This is a genomic window from Serratia sp. JSRIV002 (assembly GCF_019968725.1).
Lineage (GTDB): Bacteria > Pseudomonadota > Gammaproteobacteria > Enterobacterales > Enterobacteriaceae > Chania > Chania fonticola_B.
Genome location: NZ_CP074143.1, coordinates 5170563 through 5181971, shown reverse-complemented (window position 1 = coordinate 5181971; position 11409 = coordinate 5170563). Strand labels below are relative to the sequence as shown.

Here is an 11409-nt window from a genome sequence, read left to right as displayed (position 1 = left end):
TGAATTCTTCCTTCAATGTTGAAATGGGTGGAGGCACAGCGTGAAAACGGCTGGCAAAATGACAAATCAAAGTGCTCAGGGCGCAGGCCGTGGGCAATGGGGCGCATTGGGGCGCAGTGTGATCGCCTCACTGGTATTGGTGGTGGGGTTGGCGGGCAACGCTCAGGCGGCACCGGCCACTGCACCAGCAGTCGCTGAAAGCGTTGCCGCGGCAACGACACCGGCCACACCAACAGCGGTAACCCCAGTGGCGGGTACCCCGGAAAATATCACCCCGGTTAATCCTGAACCGACCATCCAACCGCCTGAAACGCGCGGCATGGACCTTTCCGTCTGGGGCATGTATCAGCACGCCGACATCGTGGTGAAAATCGTGATGATTGGCCTGGTGCTGGCGTCTATTGTCACCTGGACCATTCTGTTTGCCAAAGGCAGCGAGCTGTTTCGTTCCAAGCGCCGTCTGCGCCGTGAGCAGTTGGCGCTGGCCGACGTGCGTTCGCTGGACGATGCCTCCGAACTGGCGCAAGATTTCTCACAAGAGAGCATCACTGCGGTGCTGCTGCAAGACGCGCAGAACGAACTGGAACTGTCGGCGGCCTCTAACGACAATAACGGTATTAAAGAGCGTACCGGTTTCCGTCTGGAACGCCGTGTAGCGGCCTACGGGCGTCAGTTGGGGCGCGGCAATGGCTTCCTGGCCACCATCGGCGCCATTTCACCGTTTGTCGGCCTGTTTGGTACCGTATGGGGCATCATGAACAGCTTTATCGGCATTGCCCATTCGCAAACCACTAACCTGGCGGTCGTTGCCCCGGGGATTGCGGAAGCCTTGCTGGCCACTGCGCTCGGTCTGGTTGCAGCAATCCCTGCGGTAGTGATCTACAACATCTTTGCTCGTGTCATCGGCGGCCACCGTGCTCAGGTGGGCGATGTGGCGGCACAGGTGCTGCTGCTGTTGGGCCGCGATCTGGATCTGGCGGCCTCGGCCGATGCCAAACGTTCGCAGCATGCGCACCAACTGCGGGTGGGGTGAGTTATGGCGATGCGCTTAAATGAAGATCTGGACGACAGCGGCGAACTGCATGAAATCAACGTGACGCCGTTTATCGACGTCATGCTGGTGCTGTTGATCATCTTTATGGTGGCTGCGCCGCTGGCAACGGTAGATATTCGTGTCGATCTGCCCGCTTCTTCCGCCAAACCGCAGCCGCGCCCGGAAAAACCGGTGTTCCTGTCGGTGAAGGCAGACAAGCAGCTATACGTGGGCGATGAGCCGGTGACGGCGGAACAGCTGACGGCGGTGCTGGATCAACGTACGCAGGCGAATAAAGAAACCACCATCTTTTTCCAGGCGGACAAGACCGTAGATTATGAAACGCTGATGAGCGTGATGGATACGCTACGCAAAGCCGGCTACCTGAAAGTGGGGCTGGTGGGAATGGAAGGTGTGGCCAAGTAACGCTTAACACCGCGGTTAAAAACATTCGAAGGGGCTAATTATCAGCCCCTTCGTCTTATCTAAGTTTCAACCTTAAAATCCTCACGACTTGTGTTGTCGTAATCACAGTACCTGCTTTTATTCAACGCCAGTAGTGGTTATAAAATGCACTGCAGGCTGAGAGGTTCTGGGTGTCGCGTTTTTTTGCTGAAAGACTGGCATACATCAATTGATAATGATAATCTTTATCAATTGATGTCGTTCTTTGACGAGATAGAGACGACAAAGTATTTACAGCAAGGTGCAGGAGGAATGATGCAAGAGGAAGAAGGAAGTTTTGCTTCGAGAAAGCTGTTTAAGGTATTAGCTGTTGGGCTATGTCCCTTGTTTTTACTTTTTTGTTACTTTAAATTAAACCCAACTTCCCAACTATTTGAACTGGGCGTTGAAATAGCCAAAATTCACCCGGTAAATATATCCTCTGATAATATGTTATTAAGTCCAGCCTTAGGGTTGTATTGCAAGCTAGCACTATTATTTGCTGTTTACTTTGTCATTAAATACAAAAACCATCTAAAGCTTAAGCTTAGTGGTGTCGGTTTGTATTCGATAATAGTCAGGTTTGTTCTCTTCTCTATCGTTTATGCTATATATATTTATATGTTTATTTTCTGCTCTCTTGATGTATCTCATGGGAATCGGTTGCTTAAATTTTTATCCTCTAATGATTATTTACTTTTTATCTATTACGTAATGATTTTCACCCTGTTGTATTTTTTTACTTCACTTTTTCTATGGTTTTTAGTGAGGTTTCCATCAGAGTATAAAACCCGACGATAAGTTCGTCGGGTTTATGTTAATTCAACAGATTAATGAGTTTGTTGTTCAATGCTTCAGCAAGTGAAGCATCAATATAAGATGAGACAATGCTAATTCCTATGGTTACGCTTATGATTAACGCGGTTGATAGCAATGCGGGTATTGTAAAAATAGAAAATAATCCAGCAACTATTGCCAAGGCAACACTAGACGCAACTCCACTCAACACCATAGCTTCCACCTCTAACATCAGTGGCTTCCAATTCCCAGATTCGTAGCCCTCTATACTTTTTTCGCGTATTTTCTCAGCCTTAATCACCAGATCTGCGACTTTAAATAATCGGCCAAAATTACTGAGCTTGTTTGCCATGTCGTTAACATTCGTATACCTCCAGGCATGAATAATAGCATCTCTGTCTCCTTTGTTGATTTTCATACCAGGGGTTGACATAATTTTATTTAAAGATGCCATTGCATCATTAAAGTTTCTTATTCTCTTTCCTTGGAAATTTTTAATGTTATTGGCAATTTCATCAGCAGCAAGTTGGTAATTTTTACCCAAACGTTTACTGATCCCTTCTGCTGAGCTGGAAACAATGGTAGAAATGTTTAGCAAAAACGCTTTTTCTGCTTTGGCCTTTGCCTCCTTTTGTTTTTTAAGTGCCTCTTTAAATGTGCCCTTATTCATTCCACCAAATTGAGCAAATCGAGTCATGTATACTTTTTTGGCTAAAGGCATATTACCTTTGCTCAATGCACTTCTGAGCTCTTTATAATCTTTTCCATTCTTTATATAGGGACAGTTTTTCTGTCCGCAGCGCAGGCAAATATTATTGTCTAATAACTCCTTGGTTTGGTCAGATACTGAGTTATCTCCTGCAGGCCAAACAATCATTAGATCGCCAGAGTCAATACCTGTTGTAGGCCAACCCCAAGCGCCACCGTCCCATGCTAGCCCCGGTTCTGGAGCTACTCCATTATCCAACTGTAGGGATCGTAGCCAACAATTTCATCAATCATATGAGTTCCTCTTCTTGTTCACAATTAGGTTGAGCTCTGTATATGTGTTTATATACAGTATTGAGAATGATATTCGTTTCCAGTGAGCAACTTAGTGAATGATAATGATTCTCAGTTGTGCCGTAACTGACACAAAACTGACAAGTGTTGGCTTTGCAAGCTATCCTCGCTGCTCCCTGATGTGCCGCCTGTTGCATAACCCTCGATAGCCATATTCGCCATTCTTCCGCTTAAAAAATAACCCGCCAGAAGTATGGAGAAATTGTGAATTTACGCTTTTCTGCGTTTAAGTGGTAATAATTATCATTACAATTCGCAATTACAAAAATGGTTACAATTATTATTATCTACTTTAAATAAAAGGGATTATTACGATGGTTATACCTAACAACAGCAGACTGCGACCTTGTGCGATCTTGTTGGCGGGGCTTTTCAGTAGCGGTGGGATGGCGGCAGAGGAGGTACCAGCAGAAGACAGCGAGACCATGGTGGTGCGTGCCACTGCGGCGGAAGAACTGAAACAACAGCCCGGGGTTTCGATTATCACCGCCGAGGATATACGCAAAACGCCACCGGTCAACGACCTCTCCGACATTATCCGCAGAATGCCAGGCGTCAACCTTACCGGCAACAGCGCTAGCGGTAGCCGAGGTAATAATCGGCAGATTGATATAAGGGGAATGGGGCCGGAAAACACCTTGATCCTGATCGACGGTGTCCCGGCAACCTCACGTGATTCAGTGCGTTATAGTTGGCGTGGCGAAAGGGATACTCGTGGCGATACCAACTGGGTACCCGCAGAAATGGTTGAACGCATTGAGGTGTTACGTGGCCCGGCTGCAGCCCGCTATGGTTCGGGTGCAGCTGGCGGGGTAGTTAATATCATTACCAAACGCCCAACCAAAGATTGGCATGGCACGCTTTCGCTGTTTACCAACCAGCCCGAAAACAGCAAGGAAGGGGCGACCAACCGCGCCAACTTCAGTTTAAGCGGCCCGCTGGTCAGTGACGTGCTGACCATGCGCCTGTTCGGTAACCTCAATAAAACCGATGCCGATGCCTATGACATCAACACCCAGCAGAACGGTTCCTATGCCGCAGGGCGTGAAGGCGTCAGAAACAAAGATATCAATGCCTCACTCTCCTGGAGAATAGACCCGCAGCAGATCCTCGACTTTGACTATGCCTACAGCCGCCAAGGCAATATCTACGCGGGCGATACCCAATACAGCAATGGCAATCTCAGCCCAGGCGGTCTGGTGGCTTCGCTGTACGGCCAGGAAACTAACCGCCTGTATCGCCAGAGCTACGGCATTACCCATAATGGCATCTGGGATTGGGGCCAATCCCGGCTGAACTTTAACTATGAGAAAACCAACAATACCCGTCTGGCGGAGGGCACAACTGGCCGCATCGAGGGGATGATCAACGACGATACTTACAACACCAGCCGGCTGGAGAATTATCGCACCGGCGGTGAGCTGAATATCCCGCTGGATCTGCTGTTTGAGCAGAACGTCACGCTGGGTGCCGAGTGGAACCGTGAAAAGCTCAACGATCCGGCATCCATGCAGATGACCGACTCCAGTGGCATCATCATCGGCGGCGTCTCTGGCGATCCCTCCGAGCGCAGCGCTAAAAATAGCGCCGACACCAGTTCACTTTATTTTGAGGATAACATCGAGCCGCTGGCGGGAACCTTTGTGATCCCTGGGTTGCGCTTCGACTATCACAATAAATATGGCGCTAACTGGAGCCCAAGCCTGAACATTTCGCAGGAGCTTGGCGAGTATTTCAAACTGAAGGCCGGTATTGCCCGAGCCTTTAAAGCGCCAAACCTATACCAGTCCAGCGAAGGCTATCTGTTATCCACCCGTGGTAACGGGTGCCCGAAGGACATAGTTTCAGGCAGCTGCTATCTGCTGGGGAATAACGATCTGGATCCGGAAACCAGCGTTAACAAAGAGATCGGCCTGGAATTTACCTGGGCAGGTTACGATGCAGGCATCACCTATTTCCGCAACGACTATAAAAACAAGATCGTGGCGGGCACCGAGATTGTTGGCTATGCCTCTAACGGTTACAACATCTTGCGTTGGGAAAACGGCGGTAAAGCGCTGGTCGAAGGGTTGGAGGGTAACCTGGTGGTGCCATTGGTTGAGGATATGCTCACCTGGCGCACCAACGCGACCTATATGATCACCTCCGAAAACAAGGATACCGGTAATCCTCTGTCGGTGATCCCCAAGTATACGGTGAATACCCTGCTGGATTATCAGGTCACCGATAAGCTCTCCACCAACCTGAATTGGACGATGTATGGTCGGCAAAAGCCGCGCGAATATGCGGAGATCCGTAACGAAGCCGGCACGCTTGCCACTCAGGAAGTTGGGGCTTATTCGGTGGTGGGCATTGGCGTCAATTACGATCTGATGAAGGATCTGAGCCTGAAAACCGGCGTCACCAACCTGTTCGACAAGCAGATCTACCGTGAAAATGAAGGGGCTTCGACCTACAATGAACCGGGCCGGGCCTATTACGCGGGCCTGACCCTGTCGTTCTAATCGCTGCTGGTATGACGTATCCCCTCTGGTGAGGGGATACCATTAGCCACGAGCATGTGCCGCAGCGCGAGAGATTTGCTCATCGGAAGGACGCACGCCGGTGTACAACACAAACTGCTCCAAAGCCTGTAAAGCGATCACTTCTGCACCGGTCACCACCTGCAAACCCTGCTCCCGTGCATAGCGGATCAGCGGGGTTTCTGCTGGCAGTGCAACCACGTCGAAAGCGATCTTGGCAGCCTTGATGGTGGCTGGTTCAAAGGCCAACTGCTCGGCTTCGCTACCGCCCGCCATGCCGATCGGCGTGACGTTAATCACCATCTCAACCTGTAAATCGCCCACTTCTGGCTGCCACTGATAACCATACTGCGCTGCCAGCGCCTGGCCCGCCTGTGGGTTGCGCGCAATGATATGGCCGTTCTTGAACCCTGCATCGCGCAGGGCGGCGGTCACCGCTTTGGCCATACCGCCGCTACCACGCAGGGCAAACGAGGTGGCCGGGGGGATCTGGTATTTCGCCAGCAGTTTGGCGATGGCGATATAGTCGGTGTTATAGGCCCGCAGGAAGCCGTCGTCGTTGACGATGGTATTGACTGACTCAATGGCTGTGGCCGACGCATCCAGCTCATCAAGGAACGGAATACAGCTCTCCTTGAACGGCATGGAAACCGCACAGCCGCGAATACCCAAAGCGCGCACGCCGCCGACCGCTGCCTGAATATCTTTGGTGGTGAACGCCTTGTAGATGAAGTTCAGATCCAGTTCCTGATACAGATAGTTGTGGAAACGGGTGCCGAAATTGCCTGGCCGACCGGCCAGTGACATACACAGCTGCGTATCTTTGTTGATTTCACGACTCATAGCAGGCCCTTAGCGCATTGAAATAAGTGTCCCCACCGGCTGGCAAGCATCCGGCGGGGATAATCGGTTCAGCTTACGCCAAAAGACGGGGTATTGAGCACAATTTTTTCGGCATTGGTTTACCCCATTTTCGGGTAGACCCCAGGCCCGATAGGCAGCCCCAGCATGTACCACACCACCAGCAGCAGGGTCCAGACGGCGAAGAACACCAGCGGATAGGGCATGATCAGCACGTAGTAGGTGCCGAGTTTGGCGTCTTTCAGGTAGCGTTGCAGAAAGCCAAGGAATAGCGGCAGGAATGGCGACATCGGTGCCAGTGGCAGCACGGATGAGTCTGCGATGCGGAAAATCATCTGGGCGAAGGCCGGGTGAAAGCCCAACAGCATAAACATCGGCACGAAGATCGGGGCCAGGATCGACCAGATGGCGGAGCCGCTGGCAATAAACATGCACAGGAAGGCAGACAGGAACATCAGGCCGAGGAACGCAGGAGCACCGCTCATTCCGGCCGCCTCCAGCAGATCCGTCAGGCCGATGGCCATAAACTTGCCCATGTTGCTCCAGTTGAAGAACGCTACAAACTGCGACAGTGGAAACACCATGACGATAAAGCCCGCCATGTTCTTCATCGGCTCCACCAGCTGGTTGGGGATATCGTCCGGGCGGCGGATGGTCTTGGTGACGACGCCGTAAGTGATGGCGACGGTGAAGAAGAACAGGATGATGATCGGCACAATGCCTTTAATAAAGGGCGAGGGGATCACCGAGCCGGTTTGCGGATCGCGCAGCGGGGCACCCTCCGGCACCACCAGCGCTGCCATCACGGCGATAAATACCAGCGCGGCGATCCCGCTCATCATCAGGCCACGGTTTTGTAATGGAGTGAGCACCTCTAGCTTGTCTTCGGCGGTGCCTTGCCATTTTGGTAGCCGTGGCTCGATAAACTTATCCGTTAGCAACGCGCCGGTAATGGTCAGGACGATCACCGAGGTGGCCATAAAGTACCAGTTGTCGATCACGCTGACGTGGATTGCGCCGTCAACCGCTTTGGCCGCTTCGGTACTGATGCCGGAAAGCAGCACATCGGTGGTGACAATCAGCAGGTTGGCGGTAAAACCCGAGCCGACACCGGCGATCGCCGCCAGTAGCCCGGCAATGGGATTACGCCCGACGGCCAGGAAGATCAACGCCCCCAGCGGCGGCATTACCACCAGTGCGGCATCGGAGGAAATATGGCTGAAGAAGGCGATAAACAGCACCATATAGCTGGCGTAGCCGGCGCTGACGTGTGAGGCCATTTTGTACATCAGCGCCTGCAACAGGCCGACCTTTTCCGCCAGACCGGCACCGATCACCAGCGCCAGGATCGCCCCCAATGGCGCAAATCCGCTGAAGTTGTGGATGATGTTGGGGAGGATCCATTGTATTCCCTCCACGCTCAGCAGATTTTTTACCTGGATCATCTCCCCGGTAGCCGGGTTTTTCACCACCAGACCCAACCAGGAAATGAGCGCGGTGGCGAGCATTAACACCACGATTAAATAAACGAATAACAGGAAGGGATTGGGGATTTTATTACCGATACGTTCTACCCAGTAAAAAATACGCCCGGGGCTTTTATTGGCGGATGATGCTATCTCACTCATGATATTACCCTCTTGTCCGTCATCAGATTTTTATAGTTTTATGGGTCGCTATGGTGGTCTGGCTCGGAACGGGAGCCAGAACGGTCGGGATTTACTTCAGTGGGGAAGGTTTCACCCCCGCAGGGATGGGGCATTGATAAGGCTGTTCGGCACGTTGCTGGCGGAACTCCTCGCGGCAGGCGTTCAGCAAAGCGTTATCGCTCAGTAAGGCGACGGCGGTAGCGGCCATCACTTTACCTGCCAGACACATGCCCTTATGGGCTATTGAAGTGCGGCCCTGGGCGACCAACTGCCAGGTATGCAGCGGCGTGCCCAGAGCAAAGCAGGGGCTGAAGCACTGAGCCGTTGGCGTGACCCAACTAACGTCGCCGACGTCGGTAGAGCCGTACAGGATTTCTTGTGACTCCACGTAGGGGGCGACCTCGTCCATCAACACCTTATCGCCCAACTGCTTTACCCATTCCTGCCCAGCGACCCCACCGGTGCGTGAAATATTCAGTTTGGCATTGCGCAGGTCGTCCTTGCTGAGCGTTTGGCGGATCTCCGTGGCAAACCGCCGCTCTTCGTCGCTGTAATCCGGTAAGCCGAAATCGCACACGTATTGATACATCGCCTTTTCCAAGCGGCGATTGGGGATGTAGTTGGAGCAGGCTTTTTCAAAGTGCACCGTCATCTGTGTGTCGGTCATCAGCGCTGCACCTTTGGCAACGTTGACCAGGCGCTGGTAAATATCCTGCACCTGATCGAGTTGTGGAGCTCGCACCAGGTAAAGCACTTCGGCATCGGCCTGCACCACGTTGGGGGAGCTGCCGCCGGTATTGGTGACCGCATAATGCAGCCGGGCTTCCTGCACGATATGTTCACGCAAGAAGTTGGCTCCGGTGTTCATCAGCGTCACGGCATCCAGCGCGCTGCGGCCGAGATGCGGCGAGTTGGCCGCGTGAGCGGCGACGCCCTTGAAGCGGAACGCGGCCTGAATATTGGCCAGGCTGCTGGTATTGAACATGCCGCTGAAGCCTTCCGGGTGCCAGGTGAGGGCGGCATCCACATCGGCGAACAGCCCTTCACGCACCATAAAGGTTTTACCAGAGCCGCCTTCTTCTCCTGGACAGCCGTAAAAGCGTATCGTGCCGGTTAACTGTTGTTGTTCCATCCAGGCTTTAACCGCAAAGGCCCCGGCCAGTGCTGCGGTGCCGAGCAGGTTATGCCCACAGCCGTGACCATTGCCGTTTTCCACCAGCGGAGACGGGGTGGCACAGCCCGCCTGCTGGCTCAGACCGGCCAATGCATCGTATTCACCCAATAAGGCGATCACCGGATGGCCGCTACCGAAGCTGGCGATAAACGCCGTTTCAATGCCGCCAACGCCGCGTTCAACTGCAAAACCCTCTTGTTCCAAGGCGTTTGCCAGTAGTTCGGCGGAGTGGGTTTCGGTAAAGCGAGTTTCTGGGTGATCCCAGATCTCATCGCTTAAGGCACTGAAGTGGGCCTGATGGCTATCGATGTAATGATGAATAAAAGAGACCAGTTCCGGCTGTTTCATACTGCGCTCCCAAAAGTCGGTAGGTTCAGTGCCAGGGTAGCCAGCGTTTTTACCGCCACGGTGAGTACTTGCTCGTCAAAATCGAATTTCTCGTTGTGATGCCCGGCGCTGAGTTCGCAACCGAAAATCACATAGGATGCTTGCCCACCGTGAGATTTCACCCGTTCCATCATGTAGGTGGCATCCTCTGAGCCCGCAGCCTGCTCGCGGCGATCGACTACTGAAGCAAGCTCGCCGATGCTGAGTGCCTGGCGGTGGATGTAATCCACCCAAGGTTGCGTCGGCTGGCTGCTTTGCGCCGCGCCCATCAGGGCGATGTCGTATTCCACCCCCTGCATGGTGGCGGCTCCTTGGATGACGTTGAGCGCCTGTTGATAGACAAACTCGTTGATCTCATTGGTGGCACCGCGTGTCTCTACCTTCATAAAGGCGCTGTCTGCGATCACGTTACGGCCGGTGCCTGCTTGCAACACGCCAACGTTTATACGTGAGCTGCCTTCGCTGTGACGAGGGATGGCATACAGCCCAATGCTGGCTTGCGCCGCTGCCAGCAGGGCATTGCGGCCATCCTCCGGTTTGGCACCGGCATGGGATGCCACGCCACGGAAAGTGACGTCCAGCTTGGTGGTAGCCATAAAACTGTCGCTGCCGCACACCAGTTCCCCGGCCGGTACGCCGGTGCCGATATGCACGGCGGTAAAGAAATCGACGTCATCGACCACGCCAGCTGCCACCATCGATTTGGCCCCGCGGGTACCTTCCTCGGCCGGTTGGAATATCAGCTTGATGCGGCCATGCAGTTGTGGCTCCAGGCTCTTGAATACCCGCGCCAACCCCAGGCCGATGGTGGTATGCCCATCGTGCCCGCAGGCGTGCATCATGCCGCTATTGCAGGAGGCGAAACCTTCACGGAACGGCAGATGGTCGGGATGCAGTAGTTCATTGAGATCGAGTGCGTCCATATCGACGCGAAAGGCGATGGTGGGGCCAGGGCGGCCGGTATCCAGCGTGGCGACAATGCCGGTAAAACCACCGGAAAAGAAGGGGAGCCACTTCGCCAGGGCACCTTGTTCGATGGCTCGTTGTTCTTGCGCCGCCAGGATTTGTGCCGAGGGTAGCCCCATGCGGGCTTCGGCGTTAATCACCTCGCGGCCGAGTTGCAACTGATAACCTAATCGATCCAACTCTTCCGCCACCAGCGAAGCGGTACGGAATTCAAGCCAGCCAGATTCGGCATGGTGGTGGAAGTCACGGCGCCAGGCTTGCAGCTGCGGATACAGTTCGGTCACTAACGTTGAAAGCGGAGTGTTCATAGCAGTTTTCCATTAGTTATCACGCCTTGAATAAAATTCAGGCAGATGTGGTGCACTGACGAGGATCAGGCAATTAAATTAAAATTGAATATTTATGTAATTAGTTGCTAAGAAGCCGTGAAAGGCGCCTATTGAGCGCAATACTGCGTGTAAATAAGCGAAATGATGATTGGGTTATTTATTTTGTTTTTTTCGAATGTACACA

The 11409-nt window shown here is 52.9% G+C and carries 9 protein-coding genes; 4 read left to right on the top strand and 5 right to left on the bottom strand.

The window, feature by feature from the left end; all coding sequences use genetic code 11:
* Positions 1 to 40: 40 nt before the first annotated feature.
* From exbB to cui, 3 genes are all read left to right on the top strand, one after another.
* Entirely contained in the window at positions 41 to 1033 is a 993-nt protein-coding gene (gene exbB, locus KGP26_RS24290; RefSeq protein ID WP_021806836.1) for a tol-pal system-associated acyl-CoA thioesterase, read from the top strand.
* 3 nt (positions 1034 to 1036) lie between these two features.
* On the top strand, positions 1037 to 1459 hold the full coding sequence (gene exbD, locus KGP26_RS24285; protein WP_021179543.1) for a TonB system transport protein ExbD: 423 nt from the start codon (positions 1037 to 1039) through the stop codon (positions 1457 to 1459).
* A 144-nt stretch (positions 1460 to 1603) separates the two neighbouring features.
* The gene (gene cui / locus KGP26_RS24280) at positions 1604 to 2278 is read left to right on the top strand and encodes a colicin immunity protein Cui (protein WP_223664680.1); all 675 of its coding nucleotides are present in this window, start codon (positions 1604 to 1606) and stop codon (positions 2276 to 2278) included.
* 16 nt (positions 2279 to 2294) lie between these two features.
* Here cui and KGP26_RS24275 read toward each other — a convergent pair whose 3' ends face one another.
* Complete coding sequence (locus KGP26_RS24275; protein ID WP_223664679.1) at positions 2295 to 3242, bottom strand: colicin-like pore-forming protein; 948 nt, start codon at positions 3240 to 3242, stop codon at positions 2295 to 2297.
* A 409-nt stretch (positions 3243 to 3651) separates the two neighbouring features.
* Here KGP26_RS24275 and KGP26_RS24270 point away from each other — a divergent pair, with 409 nt between their 5' ends.
* The gene (locus tag KGP26_RS24270; RefSeq protein WP_223664678.1) at positions 3652 to 5841 is read left to right on the top strand and encodes a TonB-dependent siderophore receptor; all 2190 of its coding nucleotides are present in this window, start codon (positions 3652 to 3654) and stop codon (positions 5839 to 5841) included.
* 42 nt (positions 5842 to 5883) lie between these two features.
* Here the strand turns inward: KGP26_RS24270 and KGP26_RS24265 are convergent, their stop codons facing one another.
* From KGP26_RS24265 to KGP26_RS24250, 4 genes are all read right to left on the bottom strand, one after another.
* Positions 5884 to 6702 carry a shikimate 5-dehydrogenase gene (locus KGP26_RS24265; protein ID WP_223664677.1) on the bottom strand — a complete coding sequence of 273 codons (819 nt, stop codon included), beginning with the start codon at positions 6700 to 6702 and terminating at the stop codon, positions 5884 to 5886.
* A 119-nt stretch (positions 6703 to 6821) separates the two neighbouring features.
* Complete coding sequence (abgT, locus tag KGP26_RS24260) at positions 6822 to 8348, bottom strand: p-aminobenzoyl-glutamate transporter (protein ID WP_021806831.1); 1527 nt, start codon at positions 8346 to 8348, stop codon at positions 6822 to 6824.
* A 91-nt stretch (positions 8349 to 8439) separates the two neighbouring features.
* Positions 8440 to 9891, bottom strand: a complete 1452-nt coding sequence (locus KGP26_RS24255; protein WP_209523699.1) for a M20 family metallopeptidase — start codon at positions 9889 to 9891, stop codon at positions 8440 to 8442.
* Positions 9888 to 11204, bottom strand: coding sequence for a M20 family metallo-hydrolase (locus KGP26_RS24250; protein ID WP_021179548.1), 1317 nt, complete (start codon positions 11202 to 11204; stop codon positions 9888 to 9890). Before KGP26_RS24250 ends, KGP26_RS24255 begins: the two co-directional genes overlap by 4 nt.
* Positions 11205 to 11409 lie beyond the last annotated feature (205 nt).

Coding starts and splice junctions, on each gene's coding strand:
- KGP26_RS24255 (WP_209523699.1), bottom strand. CDS start 9,891: ATGAAACAGCCGGAACTGGTCTCTTTTATTCATCATTACATCGATAGC.
- exbD (WP_021179543.1), top strand. CDS start 1,037: ATGGCGATGCGCTTAAATGAAGATCTGGACGACAGCGGCGAACTGCAT.
- KGP26_RS24265 (WP_223664677.1), bottom strand. CDS start 6,702: ATGAGTCGTGAAATCAACAAAGATACGCAGCTGTGTATGTCACTGGCC.
- KGP26_RS24270 (WP_223664678.1), top strand. CDS start 3,652: ATGGTTATACCTAACAACAGCAGACTGCGACCTTGTGCGATCTTGTTG.
- KGP26_RS24250 (WP_021179548.1), bottom strand. CDS start 11,204: ATGAACACTCCGCTTTCAACGTTAGTGACCGAACTGTATCCGCAGCTG.
- cui (WP_223664680.1), top strand. CDS start 1,604: ATGCACTGCAGGCTGAGAGGTTCTGGGTGTCGCGTTTTTTTGCTGAAA.
- abgT (WP_021806831.1), bottom strand. CDS start 8,348: ATGAGTGAGATAGCATCATCCGCCAATAAAAGCCCCGGGCGTATTTTT.